Origin of the sequence: Membranihabitans marinus (genome assembly GCF_021729155.1) — a bacterium.
Lineage (GTDB): Bacteria > Bacteroidota > Bacteroidia > Chitinophagales > Saprospiraceae > Membranihabitans > Membranihabitans marinus.
The window spans coordinates 55,998-78,287 of sequence record NZ_JAJQYA010000012.1 but is presented as its reverse complement, the minus strand read 5'-3'; the positions used below and the strand labels follow the sequence as shown (position 1 = coordinate 78,287).

General features: G+C 38.5%; 15 protein-coding genes. 9 read left to right on the top strand and 6 right to left on the bottom strand.

Annotated features, from left to right (window positions below):
- Positions 1 to 248: 248 nt before the first annotated feature.
- Positions 249 to 4,244, bottom strand: coding sequence for a T9SS type A sorting domain-containing protein (locus tag LVD51_RS09640; RefSeq protein WP_236971018.1), 3,996 nt, complete (start codon positions 4,242 to 4,244; stop codon positions 249 to 251).
- Positions 4,245 to 4,977: 733 nt separating this feature from the next.
- Positions 4,978 to 6,042: a branched-chain amino acid aminotransferase gene (locus LVD51_RS09635; RefSeq protein WP_236971017.1), complete on the bottom strand. Its 1,065-nt coding sequence runs from the start codon at positions 6,040 to 6,042 to the stop codon at positions 4,978 to 4,980.
- 35 nt (positions 6,043 to 6,077) lie between these two features.
- Between LVD51_RS09635 and LVD51_RS09630 the strand changes: the two genes are divergently transcribed.
- Positions 6,078 to 6,521: a hypothetical protein gene (locus LVD51_RS09630; protein ID WP_236971016.1), complete on the top strand. Its 444-nt coding sequence runs from the start codon at positions 6,078 to 6,080 to the stop codon at positions 6,519 to 6,521.
- Positions 6,511 to 7,152 carry an RdgB/HAM1 family non-canonical purine NTP pyrophosphatase gene (gene rdgB, locus LVD51_RS09625; protein WP_236971015.1) on the top strand — a complete coding sequence of 214 codons (642 nt, stop codon included), beginning with the start codon at positions 6,511 to 6,513 and terminating at the stop codon, positions 7,150 to 7,152. The genes LVD51_RS09630 and rdgB overlap by 11 nt, the downstream gene beginning before the upstream one ends.
- A 236-nt stretch (positions 7,153 to 7,388) precedes the next feature.
- Here rdgB and LVD51_RS09620 read toward each other — a convergent pair whose 3' ends face one another.
- Together LVD51_RS09620 and LVD51_RS09615 are read right to left on the bottom strand one after the other, a co-directional pair.
- On the bottom strand, positions 7,389 to 7,640 hold the full coding sequence (locus LVD51_RS09620; protein ID WP_236971014.1) for a hypothetical protein: 252 nt from the start codon (positions 7,638 to 7,640) through the stop codon (positions 7,389 to 7,391).
- A 637-nt stretch (positions 7,641 to 8,277) separates the two neighbouring features.
- Positions 8,278 to 8,766, bottom strand: a complete 489-nt coding sequence (locus LVD51_RS09615; protein ID WP_236971013.1) for a DUF1573 domain-containing protein — start codon at positions 8,764 to 8,766, stop codon at positions 8,278 to 8,280.
- Positions 8,767 to 8,885: 119 nt separating this feature from the next.
- Here LVD51_RS09615 and LVD51_RS09610 point away from each other — a divergent pair, with 119 nt between their 5' ends.
- On the top strand, positions 8,886 to 9,311 hold the full coding sequence (locus LVD51_RS09610) for a hypothetical protein (RefSeq protein ID WP_236971012.1): 426 nt from the start codon (positions 8,886 to 8,888) through the stop codon (positions 9,309 to 9,311).
- 87 nt (positions 9,312 to 9,398) lie between these two features.
- The gene (locus LVD51_RS09605) at positions 9,399 to 11,717 is read left to right on the top strand and encodes a S9 family peptidase (protein ID WP_236971011.1); all 2,319 of its coding nucleotides are present in this window, start codon (positions 9,399 to 9,401) and stop codon (positions 11,715 to 11,717) included.
- 285 nt (positions 11,718 to 12,002) lie between these two features.
- On the opposite strand, the gene LVD51_RS09600 is transcribed toward LVD51_RS09605, so the two are convergent.
- Both LVD51_RS09600 and LVD51_RS09595 read right to left on the bottom strand, forming a co-directional pair.
- Complete coding sequence (locus tag LVD51_RS09600; protein ID WP_236971010.1) at positions 12,003 to 12,431, bottom strand: FKBP-type peptidyl-prolyl cis-trans isomerase; 429 nt, start codon at positions 12,429 to 12,431, stop codon at positions 12,003 to 12,005.
- Positions 12,432 to 12,547: 116 nt separating this feature from the next.
- The gene (locus LVD51_RS09595) at positions 12,548 to 14,689 is read right to left on the bottom strand and encodes a helix-turn-helix domain-containing protein (protein WP_236971009.1); all 2,142 of its coding nucleotides are present in this window, start codon (positions 14,687 to 14,689) and stop codon (positions 12,548 to 12,550) included.
- A gap of 461 nt (positions 14,690 to 15,150) precedes the next feature.
- Between LVD51_RS09595 and tkt the strand changes: the two genes are divergently transcribed.
- The 5 genes from tkt (at position 15,151) to LVD51_RS09570 (ending at position 22,287) form a co-directional block, all read left to right on the top strand.
- Positions 15,151 to 17,160, top strand: a complete 2,010-nt coding sequence (gene tkt / locus LVD51_RS09590; protein WP_236971008.1) for a transketolase — start codon at positions 15,151 to 15,153, stop codon at positions 17,158 to 17,160.
- A 122-nt stretch (positions 17,161 to 17,282) separates the two neighbouring features.
- Positions 17,283 to 18,692, top strand: coding sequence for an NADP-dependent phosphogluconate dehydrogenase (gene gndA, locus LVD51_RS09585; protein ID WP_236971007.1), 1,410 nt, complete (start codon positions 17,283 to 17,285; stop codon positions 18,690 to 18,692).
- Between the two features lie 40 nt (positions 18,693 to 18,732).
- Positions 18,733 to 20,235, top strand: a complete 1,503-nt coding sequence (gene zwf / locus LVD51_RS09580) for a glucose-6-phosphate dehydrogenase (RefSeq protein WP_236971006.1) — start codon at positions 18,733 to 18,735, stop codon at positions 20,233 to 20,235.
- Between the two features lie 12 nt (positions 20,236 to 20,247).
- Positions 20,248 to 20,970, top strand: a complete 723-nt coding sequence (pgl, locus tag LVD51_RS09575; RefSeq protein ID WP_236971005.1) for a 6-phosphogluconolactonase — start codon at positions 20,248 to 20,250, stop codon at positions 20,968 to 20,970.
- Positions 20,971 to 22,029: 1,059 nt separating this feature from the next.
- Positions 22,030 to 22,287, top strand: coding sequence for a DUF4212 domain-containing protein (locus LVD51_RS09570; protein WP_236971004.1), 258 nt, complete (start codon positions 22,030 to 22,032; stop codon positions 22,285 to 22,287).
- The last annotated feature ends 3 nt before the right edge of the window (positions 22,288 to 22,290 follow it).

Genomic DNA, 22,290 nt, shown 5'->3' with positions numbered 1-22,290 from the left:
CTAAGTCTTCATTAATACGAAAATGTATCCTAGGTTTTCCTTATACCCCAATATTTCTTCAATCCTCTCAAGCTATTGGAAGAATTCCATATCAATTTTTATTTACACAAAAAATATAAATCCTCTATTCCTCTACCTCATTAAGATGAGAGGAAGTACAAATGAAAACACAAAAAAAGAGGGTTTAAAATTAAACCCTCTTTTTGTCTATAAAGCTGTTATGATGAAAACTAATTTTTCTGTTTATTTTATTTAATATATACCATCTTACCTACTTCAGACCACGAATGTCCGTGTACTCGATAGTAATATATACCTGCAGTGGGCAACTTTTGGCCGGATATAGGAATCTCATTTCTACCAATATTCCCCATATGATTTTTGCGAATTATTTCTCGTCCAGACACATCAAATACCTGTAATGTTAGATTTTCTTCCTCTAATAATTCAAATACAATATTGGTTTGCTCGGTAAATGGATTCGGTATATTGCCCTTAAATACCGCATCATAATTAATATTAGACTGAATTTTAACTCCCAATTCTCCTGCCAATCCCGGATCAATATAGGTTTCCGACCTCATAATAGAATTTGAGGCCGATAATACATCTCTCAACAATACCGATTGCTCAGGGGTAAATTTTAAACTAAATAAAACCTCATCTTTATTTATAGATTGACCATTGATATCGACCCAACTTAGGGTTAAATATTGACCATCAATTATTGCATATTGGTCGGCTTCAATATTTAATCTACCCGGCAATATTTCAATATTTTTGATCGCCTTAGATAAAAATTCCAACTCTAACTGCAGCCCGATTATTTGTTGAAAATCTTCCATTTTAACAGGGATTTCATATTCCTGGCCTGCCAACATATATTGATCTTCAATTACTACACTATTGGAGGCCAGCTGACTTCTACTAGACCTACTTACAGAGCCTGAAAAGTTAACATCACCCACTTTTATACCAATAAAATCAACCATTTCTGCACTTGACTTTAATTCCACACTGCCATAGCCTTTTCCCGAAATGACGTCTACAAATCGGTAACTATCGCTATTGGGGAGCAAATAAGTAGGGCTGAGTATAAGTTGTCGGAGCTGAAGGACATCAAATGGATCGATAACACCATTTTGATTGGCATCGGCTGCAATGCGTTGATAAGGATCTTGAATGATTACCTTACCCAAGACGTCTTGTTTGATCAAAATCAGGTCCAAAGTAGTTACACCTGAACGCAGATTATCTACTTTTTGGGGAATAATGGTCACCTCATCTTTGGAATCAAAACCCAATACAAATTCTCCATCGTCATTGGTCACAGTCTGTCGTTTTATTTGACTCCCTACCGATGCCGTAAGAGAAACATTAGGCAGAGGCTTGGACTGAGGCGTCAATACCTTCCCACTTATCGTATATTTATAATCACTGGCAGAACAATCAATTTGTTTATTTATGAAAATTTTCTGATCATAAGTAATCTTTCCTGAATTCTCAGCTTCTTGACTGCCTATACACCATTCATTGACTATCCAAGTTCTAATAAGCTTTAATTTATTTTCATTCTGATCACCTATTAAGGTATATAAAACATCTTTGTGACCAATAGAGATGGAACTGCAATCCTCAGTTTTTAGATGCTGAGGCATACCTAGTACATCTGGATCTAACAAACCAGTATAATTACCTAATTCGTCTTTTTCAAATTCACAAACATCCACTGTCAATTCTTCGGTAGGCCATTCAAACATAGCCAAGTTAAGGGCACAACCTTTACTGACATAAATCACCTGCTCTTTTTGAATCTTCACTGGCACTCCTTCCCATTCTCCAGTTTCAGGATCTTTACAACCTTTCTCTATCAAAAATCTACGAGTAATTTTACCTTCGCCACAATCGTTTAAATCTATCCAAACGTCTTGCTGACAAGTAACCAAACAATTTACAGCCACAATACCAGTATTGATGTCAAACTCTATATCTGTATATTCTATAGCTGGCTTACTGACGTATTCCCAACTGTATTCACCAGTATGTTCGTTCTTTATATATACCCGCTCACGCTTATTATAGGTCTCACAGATTTGATTTTTCACCGTTACATTAGATTCTGAGGGAACTATAATTTCCCCGTCTTCATTAGTCATATAACCATCCAAATCAATGCATACTTTTTCGTACCCACCGAGGGCAGCATCCAAAGCTTCAAATGCGGCGATTCTTTCTGGATCATTGGGATCTGCATTGTTTAGTGATTGAGCTTTCTCCATGATATCTCGGTAATGAGCATTGTATGTATTACAGGACAAATCCAATTCATTGTCCAATTCTTGAACCACAGACACAGGCTGCTTGTCTTCCACTTTGACCGATAACCAGCCTTTTCCAAAATTACACCAGTAATCGATGACCAATAATTCAACGTCTACAAATTGACAAGCATCTTCACAACAGAATGGAACCTTTTCCATCCAGCCACCACCTATATAAGGAGGCAGACCATCATACAGGACATTTCCATGTTCATCTATCGGCGCACAATAATAAGCTGAATCCAAAAGCCATTCTTTATATAATGTATCGGAACATGTTTCTCCATCTATTTTCAGCCATTCCAAATAATGGGCATATTCTGCCTCTACTGGATTTATTTTGGGATCGGTTTCTAATCCGTCGCAAAGATTAACACCACATGAGGTGGCCCAATTTTTTCTTCTCCCCAAAACTTTTAAGACGGCACAATTGTCATAACTATCTTCATCGAAAGAAGTGGCGTCGATCCAAGTCACCTTGCTCGTCAATCCGACAATCAAATCATCGTTACTCACTACGGTAGGACCTGTAATATCCCTAACCACAACATAAAATGAATCCAATGAAAACAGATTGCAGCTATCGCTTGCTTCTATATAAACTTTATATACGTTCTCAGATTCAGAAAATTTATCAAAATCGGGAATATCATCTACTATTTTATCGAGATCTTCTATAGTATTAAATGTATATGGTCCTCCTCCCATAGGTAGATATAAAGATTTTTCAGGAACATAATATCCATTTCTGAGGACCAATTTGGAAGTAAAATGATCTTTCACACTCAATTTCAATTGACGTAAACCAGACCATTTATCAGTAATGGTAATATCGGGCAAAACCAATCTCGCTTCACAATCGTGTGAGCCTACGGTGTTGACTATAGCCATGGTATCGATATCTATCACTGGTGGCAGGGTATCAATATCCAAAACCCAAAAAGTACATCGATATTTATTTTTACCTAAATCTTCAAAACCTTTATTCCTCATCATCATCTGCGGCTCTTCATAGAAACATTCCTGTGAAAATTCTACTTCTACCTTGTACAAATTTTCACACCTAGTATCATCTATTAATTCATAACTAACCTTATTGGTTACTTGGCAATACTCTTCTATAGATGTCGGCAAAAACTCTAGAGATTGGTCATCGTTTACCTTTACTTCAACAAGGGGATGAATTATTTCCTCCATAGTCACAGGGTGCTGAAAAATAATTTTGGGACCAAAATCATCATTTACCCCACAATATAAGGTATCGGTTTCTGCGCATATAAAGTCTTCAGGATAAATCTTAGGAAATTTAAGCACGACAATAGTGTCCTTGGTTTCAAATCTTCTACCAAACTTGTCATAACCTTCCAATAATCGATATACTACTTTTAAAGTATCGTTGGAATAATCGTCGCAATCGTATTTTTCTACCCAATCTGCTGCTACTAAGGTGTCAATGGTTTTTAAACAACCAGAATATATGGGAGGAAATTCATTCCCTATAGGACGTTGATTGAGCAACAGAGAATCATCGCACAAAACCGTAGTTTTTCGTCCTTGCATGGTCGGCAATTGAGGTATTCCAATATGTAAAGAATCAGAACAAGCACCAGCAGCATTTTCAATGGTAAAAACCAAATCTCTTTCGATATGATCACATATATTCAAGGTAATCACATCATCCAAACTCTGGTGTTCCGCTTGGTATAATTGACTTAAGCGCAAATCTCGAATGGTGATTTTGATAGGGAGCTGAGCTTGATTAACGATCAAATCACTAATGCTTATCTGTATCTCCCCATCGGCATTAATACCTGGGTAGAGTGATGTACATATCGGCCCCTGTGCTTTTACCTCCACCGATGAGCTCAGCATCATCACCAGCATGAACAACATCCCCGGGATTATTGTAAATTTTGATTGCATATTAATTAAGTTTTTCATTAAACATCACTTTATATGAGTGAATAGGCTTTTAGACATTCATATGCAATACAATAACCTTGCCAAATTATGATTTTTTATAATATATTAATTACTACAAAACAGTAAACAATACTTTATGAAAACATTTAATTTAAACAAACACTAATAATTTTCACCTGCAACAACGAGTCACAATCAATTGATTTTCAACCATCAATATCATAAAACCCAAAATAAATATGAAATTCTTGACAAAAAACGATATCCGTTTACCCTCTTAAATACATGGTTATCCTAAATTTATTCCACAAGACAGGTCTTTATAATATCCACAAATTCCCTTCGATGAACAATATATAATTGGACGACCTGGGTTCTCTGGATATAAATATTAGAATATGAACGGATGAAATTATTCACGATATTACTTGAGAACAATAGGGTAATGATAAACTAAAGGCAACAATACTCTGATATTCAAAGATTTTGACGGATTGAACATTACCGTCATTTAGATTGTGATATTGGGAAAATTATATATCATTGAACAAGAAGAATCATTTAATGACCAATGCATTCTTCCCAAAAATAAACTCCGATATATATTAAAATATAAACTTTGACATTTAATCCGTTTTCATTTTAATAGAAAATATCTTACAGTTATGGATAAAAAAAAACCCAGAGCAAATGGCACTCTGGGTTAAATTTATTTGTATTTGAACAAAGGAGATTAAGCCTTTTTGATCCAACCATAGGTATCTTCTATGCGCCCATTTCTCAGATCTTCAATATATGATTTTAATTCTGGCGCAATTTTGGCCTTATCGCTTTCAAAATGAATGGATTCTTCTCCATAGGTGATTTGTTCCACAGTAGTAGCAACAGCAGCTGTTCCACTACCAAATACTTCGATTAATGAACCATTTTTACCACTTTCCATCACTTCTTCTATAGATATATGTCTTTCACGTACATCATAACCTCTGTCCTTCAAGAGCTGGATAAAAGACATTCTGGTAATACCTTTTAATATAGCTCCATCGGCCAAAGGCGTGGCAATATGATCGTCAAAAACGAAAAATATATTCATGGTCCCCACTTCTTGGATCAAGGAGTTATTGACGCCATCCAACCACAATATCTGGTCATATCCCTTGGATTTGGCCAATTTTGAAGGATATAGAGAAGCGGCATAGTTTCCACTGGTCTTGGCCTCCCCTGTTCCGCCTTTTACCGCTCTTACAAATTGAGGATCGGCGATCAGTTTAACGGGTTTGTCGTAATAAGGCCCTACTGGAAGCAATAGAATAACAAACTTAAAACGTTCTGACGGCGCCACACCTAAAAATTCATCCATAGCAAACATCAATGGTCGAATATACAGTGAACTTCCCTCCATATCTGGAATCCAGTCCTTGTCTATATTGACCAATTCTGAGACCACTTCCAAAAACAAATCTTCTGGAAAATGTGGCATACACATACGATCTGCAGATCTATTCAACCTTTTGATGTGTTCATCCGGTCGAAAAAACAAAGGTTGTCCATCAGCATTTTTAGAGGCTTTCATGCCCTCAAAAATAGATTGACCATAATGCAAGGCCAGATTAGATGGATGTAGAGAAAAATTTTCAATACCTTTGATTTCCATTTGAGTCCATTCCCCATCAATGTAATGAGCGATAAACATGTGATCTGTGAAAACTCGACCAAAGGGGATGTCCTGTAAATTGGTTTTACTGAGTTTTGATTCCAAAACTCTATTAATTTTTATATCTGATGAAATTGTACTCATATTTTCTAAATTTACTAACCTAAACAAAATTGGTTATGTCTTCGATACATCCATTTAACGAATATTTTAAATACAAAACTAACACCTTAATTGCTAAAAACCGTTTAAATATTTCAAAAAATGTAAAGATTTTATCAATTATTCCAAGTTCTTCTAAAAATGAAATTGAATTTGTAAACAAAGTCATGCAGGCCCTACAACTGGAGAGTGCCCAATACCAGTTGCTCACCGTTGAATCTGGACATAATATACCATTCACCACAATACTCGAGGATAAACCGCACGAAATCACACTGTTATTGATGGGAGTCAGTCCACACCAATTGAGTTTTCATAACCAAATAAACTATTTCTCCATTCAATCAATAGGTCCATATAAAATAATATATACTCCGAGTCCAGCAAATATTATGGAAGACAAAGAGCTTAAATCAAAATTATGGAACCTTCTCAAAACCAATGTAAGCCATGAAAAATAAATTAATCTTTGCCACCGGCAATCCCAATAAATTAAAAGAAGTTAGAGAAAAGTTAGATTCTATTTATGAAATTAAAGGATTGGACAGCATAGGATTTGATGGTGACATTCCCGAAGACAAAGACACTATCAAGCTCAATGCCATTCAAAAAGCCGAATATATTTACGCAAATTTTAATTGTAATTGTTTTGCAGAAGATACTGGATTAGAAATAGACAGTCTCAACGGAGCCCCTGGAGTATATTCTGCGAGATATGCTGGCCCTCAAAAGTCGGATTCAGACAATATTGCCTTGGTATTGAAAAACCTAAGTGGTCAATCCAATCGCAATGCCAGATTTAGAACCGTCATCGCCTATATAGAAAATGGAAATGTCTATACATTCGAAGGAGTATTAGAAGGTGAAATTGCTCACCAAATCAGTGGAAATAATGGTTTTGGTTATGATCCCATATTTATTCCCAAAGAATACCGCGAAAGTTTTGGAACATTAGACCCCCAAATTAAAGCCAAAATCAGTCATCGGTCAAAAGCCGTTGATTTATTTGTTAAATTTTTACAGAGTCGACAACAACAACAACAACAACAACAACAACAACAACAACAGCAACAACAACAACAACAACAATAGGTTATCAATACTCGTTTGATCGGGCTCTGGTGCTTTGCACTTTACTCGTTCACTCCGGCGTGATTGAACCGTAAATCTTCAGGAATTTAGCCAATGGCTCCAGCGTGGTATTTTAATTCATTTTGAGGACGTAGAGACGCAATGCCTTGCGTCTTATCTGAGATTATTTGGAGACGCAAAGCATTGCGTCTCTACGCCGAGGCGTGATTACAATTTACATCGGAAGTCAATTTAATTTACCATTGTGTTTTTATCCACCCCCGCCTTTCAGGCACCCCCGCCAGCGGGGGATATTTTTCTAGGATGACCGAGCGAAGTTGCTCTTTAGAGCAACCATTGATCCTAAATGGATCAATGGCGAGGGAACCACGACCACCGTGTCGTGGGTGGGTAGGCCACTGTGCTCCGGCGTGATTGCAACATAATTCGATAGGTTTTTGGCCACTGGCTCCGGCGTGATTAAACTGTATATCGATAGCGAATTTCATGGAATCTAGTCGCAGCGCAGTGGCTGCGACTTATCTCGCCAGAGCCCGATTTACGGGCTCTGGTGCTTTGCACTTTGCTCGTTCACTCCGGTGCGATTGAACCGTATATCGTAAGAATTACATTTTAATTTATTATGTCGTCCTTTCAGGACTTCTTATTTGGGTAAACTATTTTTCATAGGGTTTCACCCTACGCTGACATATTTCGTCCTTTCAGGACTTTTTTATCAAGCTGGCTCCGGCATGATTCCACCCTAAATCTTCAGGAATTCTGCCCTCCGATGTGATTTCACCCTATATCGATAGGGTTTTAGCCACTGTGCCGAGGATATTTAACCGAAGCCACTGTGCTCCGGATGGATTTGCCAGGATGAAGGAAGACGACCACCGCGTCGTGGATGGGTGAGGAAAGATTGTAAATCGACCTAGGGTCAAGAAGACCGAGCGAAATTTTATCCGCCATAATAAAATGTAATTGGAATAAGGAATTGATAGGACAGAATTGTAGCATTCCCTCCATCTCGCTATCCCAGCAAAAGAGATAGAAGAAAAATTTAACCTATTTTAAAAACACAAAAAGGTAGCCTTGAAACAAGACTACCTTTTTGCACTTTAGGAATTCGGGAATGAACCCCAATTATTTTTTTTCAACCAATCCTTCTAAGATCAATACGATAGAAGACGGATCTGTATTAGCTGTAACTGTAATCGATTTGGTTTGAGCACCAGATTTACCAGCGGTGTCAAAGATTGCCTCAATTTCAGATGATTCCCCTGGAGCAATAGGCTCTTTAGGCCAAGATGGAGCAGTACATCCACAAGATGCCTTAACATCAGATATAATCAATGGCTCACTTCCAGTGTTGGTAAATTTAAATACATTCTTTACCTTATCACCAGAAACGACATCACCAAAATCGTATCTTTTACTTTCAAATTCTACCGTCGTCGTAGGTCCTCCAAAAGGATCCACTTCAGCTGCCATAGTGCCACTCGCACCTGGAGTTACCACTGTAGCATTCTCTAAGCTCGAACGAGCTTCATCTCTTAAATCTGCATCTTTACCTGAATTACAAGCACCTAGACCCAAAATTATAACAAAGATAAATAACCAATTAATTTTCATTTTTTCTTAATTTTGTACGGATTTAAAAACGCAAAGTTAATACATCTTGGTATAGATAAATGTAAATTTTGCATTTTATAATAAAATTAATACCGGTAGAACGTTAAAATACCTCATAAATGACACGAAACATTGTAAAATCTACTGCTTACATAGCAATCGCAGTTTTGTTTTCTATAACCTATTTTTCATGTGCCAATCAAACCGAAACTAATCAAAATACTGGGGAGGGTCCCAAAATAATCCATCATTATACAGGGTCCATCGACCACCTAGAATACGATTCTATATACAACGACTTAATTTTGTACGAGGATGGCACATTTTTCTTATCCCAAGTTGATCGGATTGCAGAACACCACCTCAATGAAAAATCTACCGGCGGTCAATACAATTATTTGTCCAATAACAAACAAATAGGACTGTTCTTAGACGATGGAACCTTAATTATGAGGTTTGTGATCAAAGACGACAACTTATTAATGACTTACCTCGATGGATCTAGTGTCATCAATGAAAATCGGGTTTGGCGAGATAAACTGTAAACTTCTATCTCTATCCTTTATTAAAAACATATAGCTATCGAAGAATATTATCAAGAATCCACCTATCAAGTTCCCCCCAAGGAAATTATGGAACTTGCCGACGCTCCTCTTCCACCAGCCATTCGCATAGATTCCAAGGCCAAGTACTTAGTCATGCTCGACCGGAAAAACTACAAAGAGCTGTCGGAGTTAATGGAAGTCGAAATGAAATTGGCAGGATTGCGGATTCATCCCAAACTCAATATGAGCAGTCGGGAATCGTATTTTACAGGAATTCAGATTAAAAACCTTGAGAGTAAAACCACACATCAAGTCACTGGACTGCCTTCATCAATGAAGATTGGCTACATTAGATGGTCACCAGATGAAAAATATCTATCCTTTACTTTAATTGAGGATGAGGGATTGTCATTGTGGGTCATATCTATCGACAACATGGAGGCTCGACAAATATCCTCCCCTAGTCTCAATGCCAATATTTGCAGTCCCTATATATGGTCACCTTGCAGCCGGTATGTAATGGCCCTACAAGTATTACCAGACCGACCATCACTCATCGACAAATCTACTATAAAACCCATTGGTCCAACCATATTGACCAGTAATGGCCAGAAATCTCATAATCGAACTGTCCAAGATCTATTAAAAGATCCATACGATGCCTTTAACTTTGAAACACTGATTACCTCACAGTTGGTCAAAATTGACCTCGAAGGTCACATCAGTCCATGGTTAGACCCCAATATGTACGCTGGTCTATCATTTTCACCTGATGGTCAATATGTAAAAGTTGATACCATACAAAAACCATTTTCCTACGTTGTACCTGTGTCCAAATTCCCTAGGAACAGCGACTTGTACTCCAGTGATGGCAATTGGATTAAAAACATAGCTTCCATTCCAATTTTGGAAAACCTAGCCAAAGGATTTATGGCTGTTCACCCCTATAAGCGATCCATCGGTTGGAAACCCAATGATGGGGCAACTTTGGTATTTGCCAAAGCTCTTGACGAAGGCAATCCCGAGAATAATACCGAATTTAGAGACGAAATATTCTTATGGCCAGCTCCATTTGATCAGCCCGCCATCTCTCACTTTAAGACGACGAATCGATTTAGCCATATTCTGTGGGGGAAAAATCAATTATCCCTAATTACCGACTACTGGTGGGACAATCGAAACACTGCGACCTATGCTGTATATCCCGATGAAAAAGGCAGGATGCTGTCAAAGAAAATCATCGACAGAGACTTCCAAGACAAATACCGCGATCCCGGTCATTTTATAATGGAGAAGAACCACTACAATCGCTCTGTGGTCGCCGGTCAAATCGATGAATTATTTCTACAGGGCGAAGGATATTCTTCCAAAGGTCAAAAACCATTTATCGAAAAATGGAATATTATTACCGATAAAAAAACTAAACTCTGGGAGGACGATGATGGAGAATTATTGATTCAAATTGCAGCGGTTATTGATATTCAAAAAGGATGGGTATTGATTAGAAAAGAAGGACAAACTACATTTCCCAATTATTACAAATCCAATATATTCGACCACGAGAAAGAAGAGGCAATTACAAAGTTTAATAATCCCTTTGAATCACTGTCTGTCATTCACAAGGAAATAGTACAGTATACTAGAAAAGATGGGGTAAAACTCCACGCTACATTAATGTTGCCAGAAAACTACGATAAGTTAGCCCATCGTTCTATCCCCCTAATTATGTGGGCCTATCCCAATGAATTCAAGGACAAAGATATTGCGGGACAGATCACCTCGTCCAAAAATCAATTTATTTACCCTTGGTATGGTTCTCCCATCTATTGGACTACTAGAGGTTATGCTGTTTTGGATGATGTGTCCTTTCCCATCATCGGAGTAGAAGATGAAGAACCCAACGATACATTTATCGAACAATTGGTCGAAAACGCCTCTGCTGCCATAGACGCAATGTCGAGATGGCCACAAATAGATCCTTCTCGAGTAGTAGTGGGTGGTCATAGTTATGGAGCCTTTATGGCAGCCAATCTACTTACTTGGTCTTCATTATTTGTTGCAGGTATTGCACGCAGTGGTGCATACAATAGAAGTCTTACTCCATTTGGGTTTCAAAGCGAGCAAAGAAATTATTGGGAGGCCAAAGAGACCTATCACAAGATGTCTCCATTTGACCATGTAGACAAAATAAAAGCTCCAATATTGTTAATTCACGGAGAAGACGACAATAATTCAGGAACCTTCCCCATGCAAAGCAAACGATATTTTGAGGCTTTGAAAAGTGTGGGCGCTACAACTAGACTCGTATTATTGCCCAAGGAAAGTCACGGCTACCAAGCCAGATCATCGATTCTACATATGTTGTGGGAACAAGATGAATGGTTGCAAAAATACTGTAAGCCATAAAAAAAGTCCTTATCCTATATGAGATTTATCGGTAGAAAAAAGTTGATAAATACTGTGGTTAGCTATTCAAAAAATCACTAACCATCACAAGGGATAAGGACCATAGGTTGGTATTATACGAATTACATTTATAATTAACGGTAATCTTTCGATTTATTAGAAGTTTTACTTCGTTTAAAATACTCGCCGTAGCTACGGCTATGCCTGTGTTTTTAGCCTCGTCAAACTTCAAATACTCTCGAAATCTTTTCCGTCATTATAAAATGTAGTTCGTATTAAATCGGATTATCCGATGCTCACCAACTCGATATCGAAAATTAAATCTTTTCCTGCCAAGGGGTGATTGGCATCAATAACGATACTTTCTGCTTCCACTTGGGTCACCACAACAGGGATGGATTGCCCACTTGGATGTTGCATAGATAATTGTTGTCCTACTTCTGGCTTTATCTCACCTGGCAATTGATCTTTTGGTATAGTGATTATCATTTCCTCATTGGCTTCACCATAGGCTTCAGCAGCTGGAATTTCCGCTACTTTTGACTCTCCTATTGCCATGCCATCAACGGCTACATCAAATCCGGCTATCATCATACCAGCCCCTAATTGAAATTCTAATGGCTCTCTTTCTCTTGAAGAATCGAAAATTGATCCATCCTTCAATTTACCGGTGTAATGTACTTTTACCGTATCTCCTTTTTTAGCAATACTCATAAACTAAGTTATTAATTTTTTTTAAATTGTTGATTCTCAATAGCCCGCAAAAGTAGGCTTTTCTAATTGAAATCCCCATAAACAAAGTCAAAAATTAATATTTAGCCGAGGATAGCCTATTGTCTCTCCATATAAGCCCTCACCATGCGCAACTCAAAAAAACTTACGTCAAAGGATATTTTTCTGTGAATATCAGTCAATGTCTCTTCTTTTTTACCATTTTCAAAAAAAGGTAAAATATTGACCAACTTTTCTTTGCTTACAAAGGGGTGAATATCTAATTTTTTCTCTTTGTATAGGGACAATACATGACTCTCAATAGTAGAAGCCTTCAATTGACGCAGGGCAGCGACTTCGTCTACGCCCATACCTCCTTGCAACAATTTCAGACTTACCTCAGCTGTGGTTTCTTTCTTTTTGGCCTTGACAAGATTGGTTTTTGACCATTCTTCCGGCCGCTTGTATTGCTCACCCTGATAGAGGGATTGTCCATAGAACTCAACCGAATATAATCGATCCATCAAATCCCAACATCCAGCCAAAAAATCAATGGTACTGTGCTGGATTTTTTTCATTCCTGCGGTGTGAGCGATTTTTTCGTAAAAGGCTGTAACACTTGAAATACAGTTTTTATAAAGCCGATCACTATAGTATTCCACCCCTTTCTGCACCCTAGATTTTAATGGAATCATGTCGTCTTCAGAAATAAAATGACGGGCGTATAGATCCAATTGTCCGTAAAATTTAAGAGAAATATTATGCATATCTTGAATTTCTCCAGCAATTTTGGAATAAGAAAAAGGCGGCAAATCGTTTTCCTTTCTCTTCTTAATCTCGCTCTGCCACTGTTCAAACTTTAAATTCAATGGATGAAAATCAAAATATTTTTGCAAGACTTTAACGGCAAACTTTTCTTTGGCAGCGTGTAACCGTAGATCATAATCGACTTGAGACTCTTGCTCAGAATATCTCAATATGGTCTGATCCACTTTAATGTTTTCCAATTTTAGTTTAGATTTCAACGATATACCTTGGAGGTCGACACATCGACTCAGCGCTACATAAGCCTGCCCATAAGCAAAGGAATTCCCCAAATCCAATACTGCGTTTTCAAAAGTCAAACCCTGACTCTTGTGGATGGTTATGGCCCAGGCCAAACGAAGGGGAAACTGGGAAAAACTGCCCAACTTCTCTTGCTCTACCTCCTTGGTTTCGGGATTGAGTTTATAGGTATAATTTTCCCATTGTATGGCTTCCACCTCAATGACTTCACCATCGTCGAACTTTACTTTGACACTTTCCTTCTTCAAGTCGACTACCTCTCCTATCTTTCCATTAAAATATTTACCGCCTTCGCTATCATTGCGGGTAAACATAACTTGAGCCCCAATCTTTAGCTCCAACACAAATTCTACTGGATAGGCATTTTCATTAAAGTCGCCCTTAACACTAGCCTTGTATTTCATGACTTTGGTATTGAGGGCTCTCATTTTAGTGAGATTAATTTGTTGTGCCTTTTGGTTGTGGGTAGTCAACACAATATGATTGGAGGGAATATCCTCTTCTTGGGCCACGTATTTTTCATTTAATTTCTGAATATCTTCCTCTGTAGGATTACCCACCCTAACCCTATTGAGAATAGCAATAAAATCGGCATTGGTTTGTCGATATATATGCTTGAGTTCTATCATTACAGGATTGGATTTTTTCCAACTATAAGCATCAAAAAAATACCCACTCCTATAATAAGGCTGCAACTGATACCAGATATCTTGTTTTATCACTGGGGAAAGCTGATAGAGATCACCGATCACGATCAACTGCACACCACCAAAAGCTTGGTCTGACCGTCGAACAAAACGCAATGCGTAATCAATGGCATCCAAGATATCTGCCCTCACCATGGATATTTCATCGATGACTACCAATTCCAATTCTCGCAACAAATTTCTTTTTTCACTGCGATACCTAAAGTGTTTGCTGAGAGAGAAAAGATTATTGGCCAAATTGTGATCCACCGGATCATTGGCTGGTACAAAGGCTTTGAGCGGCAAGCCAAACATGGAGTGAATGGTTGTCCCACCGGCATTGATGGCTGCCACTCCTGTAGGCGCGACGACGATAGATTTTTTTCGGATTTTGTGAATAACTTCCTTGAGAAAGGTGGTTTTACCTGTCCCTGCCTTTCCAGTTAAAAAAAGATTCTGATCGGTATTTTGCACAAATTCTCTCGCAATATCTAGTTCGTAATTGGACATGGCTTTTCCTCTTCCCTATTTGATCAATATAAATAAATGGATTCCTCAAGTTCAAAGATCTCCTATTTCACTTAAATACCAAAATTGACTAAAATAAATAACTTGAATTACTTGCTTACTTTTTGGTTAAAAAACTAACAGGACGATGATGGAGAAGGATTAGAGATTCGAGATAAGGCCAGAAAAACTTCAAAATACTTCCCAACAATTAAATGGTCGAAAAAGGCTTTGCCGATACAAACAACTAATTCACAACACGATAAGAATAAATCAAATCCAATTGCTAATAAAATCAAAACAAAATTGCCATTATTAACCCTAAAATTTAAAAAACCTGATATTGTGAAATATAAACTTTACAAGGGCAATCATTACAATTTAAAAAAGAAACCATAAATTGTGGCTTTTTTAAATCAGCCCTCTGATGATGGCATTTTAAATTTTTAAATACCAATTACAAGATGGAACAAATCATTAAACTATCGATCGACACTATCCGGACACTTTCTATGGATGGAGTTCAAAAAGCAAATTCAGGTCACCCTGGTACGCCAATGGCTTTGGCCCCAGCAGCTTATGAGCTTTGGAGAAACATCATGAAACACAATCCCAATAATCCAAATTGGTTTGATAGAGATCGATTTGTATTGTCCAACGGACATGCATCTATGTTGATATATAGTATGTTGCATCTGACTGGTTATGATTTGTCATTGGAGGAATTAAAAAATTTTAGACAATGGGGCAGTAAGACTCCAGGTCACCCAGAACACGGGCACACCGCTGGGGTAGAGACGACTACGGGTCCATTGGGACAGGGTCTGGCTCACGCCGTGGGAATGGCCATTGCAGAAAAACATTTGGCAGCCAAATTCAACACTGCCGATCACAATATAGTAGATCACCATACATATGTATTTTGTGGAGATGGAGATTTAATGGAGGGAATTTCTCATGAAGCAGCATCAATTGCTGGTCATTTTGGATTGGGTAAACTCATTTGTTTATTTGACGACAACGAAATAACCATTGAAGGAAGTGCAGAATTGAGTTGTACCGACGATATCGCCAAAAGATTTCAAGCCTATGGATGGGAAACCATTGATTTAGGAGACAAAGGCAACGACATTGCCGCTATCGGCGATGCCATCAAACAGGGAAAACAAAACGACGACAAACCCACACTTATATTGTTGCGCACCCATATCGGATATGGAGCCCCTGAATTGCAAGACACTTCAGCAGCTCACGGATCTCCTCTAGGTGAAGAAGAAATAAGAAAAACCAAAGAATTTTACAATTTCCCTTCGCAAGAACCATTCTTTATTCCCGACGGTGTAATGGAACACTTTAGTGTAATCGGGAAAAATGGTTTAGAAGCTGAAAGCAAATGGAATGATTTGCTAGCGGACTACGAAGCCAAAAATCCAGAAAAAGCAGCTGAATTTAAAGCGGCTTTGGAACAAAAGCTGCCTGAAAATTGGGCCGACAAATTGCCCGTATACACCGCCGACCAAAAAGCCATGGCGACCAGATCTCTCAACAGTGTATTTATCAATGCTGTAGCTGAAGATCTGCCTTATTTAGTGGGAGGAAGTGCAGATTTGGAGCCTTCGACTAAGACAAAAATAAAATCATCTGGTTATTTCCAGAAAGACAGTGCAACCGATAGAAACTTTGCATGGGGTATTCGAGAATTTGGTATGACAGCAGCTACTTCGGGGATGCAATTACACGGAGGTTTGCGAACATTTGCATCTACCTTCTTTGTATTTACCGATTATGCCAGACCAGCCATTAGATTGGCCGCTCTTATGAAGTTGCCAGTTATATATACGATGACTCACGACAGTATTGGATTAGGAGAAGATGGCCCTACTCACCAACCGATTGAGCACTTGGCTTCATTGAGAGCAATGCCTGGACTTACGGTCATCAGACCTGCCGACGCCAATGAAACCATAGAAGCTTGGAAAGTGGCTGTCGAAAGAAAGAATGGACCTACTATGTTGGTATTAACTCGACAAAATTTGACCATTTTTGAACGAAATGAAGAAAACGCTGTTTCCAATCTTGCTAAAGGAGGATATATTTTGTCTAAGGAGGCTGGCGATAGTCCAGATGTGATCCTAATGGCCACTGGATCAGAAGTAGAATTGATCATCGAAGCACAAGCTGTACTCAAAGATAACAATATCGATGCACGAGTTGTCAGCATGCCTAGTTGGGAATTGTTCGAAGAGCAATCTGCTGAGTATAGAGAATCCATACTCCCCGATGATGTCACTTCAAGAATAGCTGTAGAAACTGGTTCGAGCATGGGATGGCATAAATATACGGGAAGCAAAGGCGAGGTAATTGCCATCGATGAATTCGGTGCAAGTGCTCCTTACAAAGAACTCTATGCACACTATGGTATCAGTGTAGAAAACATTGTAGCAAAAGCCAAAGCCATAGCACTGGTAAAATAGGAAGTAGGCTAGTTAATAATATATTATAGGATGTTTGGCGACATCATTCAGAAATGAAGAAGGATTATCAGAGGATGTGCTGATGAATCGAATAAATCATTTCACCGTTAAATATTGAATACATGAAAGACAAAAAATACGAATTGGGACTCATTGGCTTGGGAACCATGGGACAAAATCTATTGATGAATATGGCCGACAGCAATTTTGCTGTGGCCGGTTATGACAAGGATGGAAGCAAGGTAGATGCCCTCGATGAAGCCACCAAAAAATACGATATTTTTGCGGCTCACAATATCAAAGAGTTTATCTCCGTACTAGAAAAACCACGTGTGGTGATGCTTCTGGTACCGGCTGGTAAAATAGTGGACTATGTAATAGAAGACATACTTCTCATGCTGGAACCAGGCGACATCATAATCGATGGAGGAAATTCACATTTTTCTGATACCAATAGACGCGTTCAAAACCTAAAAGATACCGGTATCCACTTTGTGGGCATGGGTATCTCTGGAGGAGCTGAAGGTGCCAGACTGGGGCCGAGCATGATGCCAGGTGGACATCCAGAGACTTGGAATAGAATCAAAAACATATTTGAAGCCACTGCAGCCAAAGCCGACGGTGAACCATGTGTAGCCTATATCGGCGAAAAATCTGCTGGTCACTATGTAAAAATGGTGCACAACGGAATTGAATATGGATTGATGGAATTGTTGGCCGAGGCCTACGACTTTATGAAAAATGTCCTCGGTATGGACAATGCCTCCATTGGCGGTACTTTTAGAAAATGGAATGAGGGTAGATTGAAATCTTTCTTGGTCGAAATTACGGCGGAAATCTTTTTCCAAAAAGATGATTTAACCGACAACGACTTAATCGATATGATTCTTGATGCTTCGAGATCAAAAGGTACAGGTAAGTGGACTTCCCAAGATGCGATGAATCTTCAAGCGCCCATTACTTTAATAGATACAGCAGTATCTATGAGAGAATTATCAGGAGCATTAGAAGAACGCCAACAAGCTTCTTCCATGTATTCTGCTCCGGACATGGTTAAGATAACGGACACGGACAAAGTGGTTGATCAATTAGAAGATGCTATATATTTTTCATTTATCACGGCTTACGCTCAGGGCATGGGACAATTGACTAAGGCCTCCAAGGAATACGAATACAACCTAAACATGGAGTCTATTGCCGCTATTTGGCGGGCAGGTTGTATTATTAGAGCATCATTATTAGAAGATTTTAGAGCGGCGTATCAAAAGAATGCAGATCTCGAAAACTTACTTTTAGATGCCGATATCGCTAAGACGGTAGATAGTTTACAAAACAACGCCAGAGCCATAGCGCAAATGTCTATACAATCAGGTGTATCCATGATGGGATTGAATAGCGCCGTATCATATTTTGATGCCTATCGATCTAAGCGACTTCCAGCCAACTTAATACAAGCACAGCGCGATTTTTTTGGTTCACATACCTATGAAAGAATAGATAAAGAAGGGAAGTTTCACTCCAACTGGGGATAAAACAGAGAAACTCTCACTACACAATATTTAAAATAAGAGAATGAACGTAAACAATGCACAACCGACCATAATTACCATTTTTGGCGGTAGTGGTGATCTGGCCAATAGAAAATTGGTACCTGCTTTGTACAATTTATTTACAGACGAACAATTACCAGAACATTTTGCCATTATTGGTCTGGGAAGAACCTCCTACACCAATGAAAGTTTTAGATCGTATTTACACGATGGCTTAACTGAGTTTTCTAGAAAAGGAAAACCAGTAGCAGAAGATTGGGAAAAATTCAAAGACAATATACATTATTTAGTTTCTGATATTGACAACGATGAATCCTATCAAAATCTCAAATCAACCATAGAGGGAATTGAAGAAAGTTGGGGGATAGAATCCAACCACCTTTTTTATTTCGCAGTGTCGCCGAGATTTATTGCTCCTATCGCTACCAAGATCGGAGAAAATAAACTTTGTATCGACGAACACAGAACGAGAATCATCGTTGAGAAACCTTTTGGGAATGATTTAGAAAGTGCAGTGAAATTGAATAACCTATTGAAAGGAATATTCAAGGAAGAGCAAATATATCGCATCGATCACTACCTAGGCAAAGAAGCCGTTCAGAATATGTTGGCCTTTAGATTTGCCAATATACTATTTGAACCCATCTGGAACAGAAACTATATAGAACACGTACAGATTACCGCTTCGGAAACCGTAGGAGTAGAAGACAGAGGTGGGTATTACGACCAAGCTGGTGCCCTCAAAGACATGATTCAGAATCACGCTTTGCAATTGCTTTGTTTTACGGCTATGGAAGCTCCAGTCCACTTCAATGCCGATGAGATAAGAAATAGAAAAGTAGACGTCTTGCGTGCCATTAGGAAGTTTTCGGGAAAAGAAGTATTTGAAAACTCTACCAGAGGTCAGTACGGAAAAGGTTGGATAAAGGGAAAACAAGTTGCTGGTTATCGAGAAGAACCCAAGGTAAAGAAGAATTCCAGTACAGAAACCTTTGCCGCCATTCGGTTCTTTATTGACAATTGGCGTTGGCAGAGTGTACCTTTCTATGTGAGAACAGGAAAGTGTATGCCAGAGAAGAAATCGGTAATAACCATCCAATTTAGATCTGTGCCTCACCAAATGTTTCCCAATGAGACTTCAGACCATATGTTGCCCAATCGATTGGTCATCTATATATCGCCTTCAACTGGGATAAAAATCCAGTTTCAAGCCAAGAAAATAGGTCTCGACATGCAATTGAAACCGGCAGAGTTTACTTTTGATTATTCGGGATCATACGAAGAAGAGCAACCAGAAGCATATGAGAACCTTCTCCACGATGTAATCACTGGCGATGCCACCTTGTTTATGCGTTCAGACGAAGTAGAAGAAGCTTGGAAAGTAGTCATGCCTTTTGTGCACGGATGGGAAAATCATCCACCGAGCAGTTTCCCTAATTACTCTGCTGGCAGTTGGGGACCGGAAGAAGCTGAGGCCTTGATCGCAGAAAACGGATTTCACTGGATTAGTTTACCCACAGAATAAAGAATTAATTAAATGGCTGCAAATATTCATATATTAACAAGTAATACACAGTGGGAATTGTCCATTGTTGAAGAATTGGTAAGATTGATCAATACTTCGATCAACCAACAAGGTCGATGCAGTATTAGTTTAGCTGGAGGCAGCACACCTAAATCGGTTTATGCCCTACTCGCTTTACCTACTTTTTCGGATAAAATTGACTGGTCAAAAGTCTATCTCTTTTGGGGTGACGAACGAAGTGTTCCTCACAGCCATAGTGATAGCAATTACAAAATGGTCAAGGAATCCCTTATCGATCATATCGATATACCGGCAGAAAATGTACTTGCCTTAATTGAGCCCGACCAACCTCAATCTTCGGCTTTGGCCTATGAGGAAACCATCAAAGGATATTTTAAATCTCAGGATATAGCCATTGACATCATGCTCTTGGGTATGGGCGACGATGGACATACAGCATCGCTGTTTCCAGGTACTGAGATATTAGAGGAAAAGAAACGATTGGTCAAAGAGGTCTACCTGCCCAATTTAGATGTATATCGGATTTCTTTGACAGCGCCTATGATCAATGCTTCAAAGAATATTTTATTCCTCGTAAAAGGAGAAAATAAAGCTCCTGCGTTGAGAGAAGTATTGTCGGGTACGGACAATTATCAAACTTATCCCAGTCAGTTGATTAAGAAAGATGAAAGTGTACATTTCTATCTCGACGAAGCTGCCGCAAAATTTTTATAAGATTTAAGATAAGATTTTAGCAGGTTATAATTTATAAAATACCTCTATCTAAAATATAGACTGAATAAGTTGATTGGGGATAGAGGTATTTTTTTTTACTAAGTCCAGACACCTCGCCGTAGAGACATGACTGAAGGTCGATTTACGGGCCAACCTCGCCGGAGCACAGTGGCCTACCCACCCGAAACACGGAGGTTTCGGTTCCCTCACCATTGATCCATTTAGGATCAATGATGCTTCGCATTTTGTTCGGTCATCTTCATCAAATGCCTATTTAAGGCATTTGGTTGCTCTAAAGAGCAACTACATTCGGTCATCCTAGACAATTCCCCTCCTTTGGAGGGGTGTCAGTTTACTGACGGGGTGGTATGTAAATTCAGTAATAAATATTAAAATCTATTTTTTTTCAATCGAACCACCCCGTCTGACAAGTCAGACACCCCTCCAACAGAGGGGAATTTCACCGTCGAATTTTATGCAGTCACGCCGGAGCGCAGGGCTAAATTCCTGAAGATTTACGGGGCAATCACGCCTCGGCCAGAGGTTTCGTATAATGATTTTTTAAATTTGAAAAGAACGTAGAGACGCAATGCCTTGCGTCTCCAAAATATCTAACAATTAGAATGTTCTCTCTTCATTTTGGTAATTGGCTGTCGAATTACATTGCAATCACGCCTCGGCACAGTTGCCTCGGTTCCTTCATCCAATTGATATTTAATCAATTGGGTTGCACTTCGTGCAACTACATTCAGTCATTATAAAATGTAATTCGTATAAAATACTAAATTATTATAACCATCATGATATAGCCCAATGATTCCAAGAATAGACAGAATATTACAAGAATAGACAAAAAAAGAGGTTTTCAACATAACATTCCTTTTCCACTTCCATTTTCTTCTATCTCCCTGCAATTTAAGACATAAGCAACAATAGCATTCTGAATATAAATGAATAGTCCAAATGTTTTATCAAATCTCTATTGAAATTCAATTCTATTTTATTACTTTTCGCCGTATTTAAATTTCAACTAACCCAAGTAATGAAAAACATAAAGAAATGAGTCAGATCAACTACAAGTTGTATTGGAAAAAAAATCTAAAATATCTAGCTACTTTATTAGCGGTTTGGTTTATTGTATCTTTCGGATGCGGTATTATGTTTGCGGAAGAATTGAATAGCATTCGCCTCGGTGGCTTTAAGTTAGGATTTTGGTTTGCCCAACAAGGTTCTATTTTTGTATTCGTCATCCTCATTTTTGTGTATGTATACCTCATGAACAAGCTGGACAAAGAGTTTAACTTAAACGAAGACTAATCC

Coding starts and splice junctions, on each gene's coding strand:
- LVD51_RS09640 (WP_236971018.1), bottom strand. CDS start 4,244: ATGCAATCAAAATTTACAATAATCCCGGGGATGTTGTTCATGCTGGTG.
- LVD51_RS09635 (WP_236971017.1), bottom strand. CDS start 6,042: ATGAGTACAATTTCATCAGATATAAAAATTAATAGAGTTTTGGAATCA.
- LVD51_RS09630 (WP_236971016.1), top strand. CDS start 6,078: ATGTCTTCGATACATCCATTTAACGAATATTTTAAATACAAAACTAAC.
- rdgB (WP_236971015.1), top strand. CDS start 6,511: ATGAAAAATAAATTAATCTTTGCCACCGGCAATCCCAATAAATTAAAA.
- LVD51_RS09620 (WP_236971014.1), bottom strand. CDS start 7,640: ATGAAATTCGCTATCGATATACAGTTTAATCACGCCGGAGCCAGTGGC.
- LVD51_RS09615 (WP_236971013.1), bottom strand. CDS start 8,766: ATGAAAATTAATTGGTTATTTATCTTTGTTATAATTTTGGGTCTAGGT.
- LVD51_RS09610 (WP_236971012.1), top strand. CDS start 8,886: ATGACACGAAACATTGTAAAATCTACTGCTTACATAGCAATCGCAGTT.
- LVD51_RS09605 (WP_236971011.1), top strand. CDS start 9,399: ATGGAACTTGCCGACGCTCCTCTTCCACCAGCCATTCGCATAGATTCC.
- LVD51_RS09600 (WP_236971010.1), bottom strand. CDS start 12,431: ATGAGTATTGCTAAAAAAGGAGATACGGTAAAAGTACATTACACCGGT.
- LVD51_RS09595 (WP_236971009.1), bottom strand. CDS start 14,689: ATGTCCAATTACGAACTAGATATTGCGAGAGAATTTGTGCAAAATACC.
- tkt (WP_236971008.1), top strand. CDS start 15,151: ATGGAACAAATCATTAAACTATCGATCGACACTATCCGGACACTTTCT.
- gndA (WP_236971007.1), top strand. CDS start 17,283: ATGAAAGACAAAAAATACGAATTGGGACTCATTGGCTTGGGAACCATG.
- zwf (WP_236971006.1), top strand. CDS start 18,733: ATGAACGTAAACAATGCACAACCGACCATAATTACCATTTTTGGCGGT.
- pgl (WP_236971005.1), top strand. CDS start 20,248: ATGGCTGCAAATATTCATATATTAACAAGTAATACACAGTGGGAATTG.
- LVD51_RS09570 (WP_236971004.1), top strand. CDS start 22,030: ATGAGTCAGATCAACTACAAGTTGTATTGGAAAAAAAATCTAAAATAT.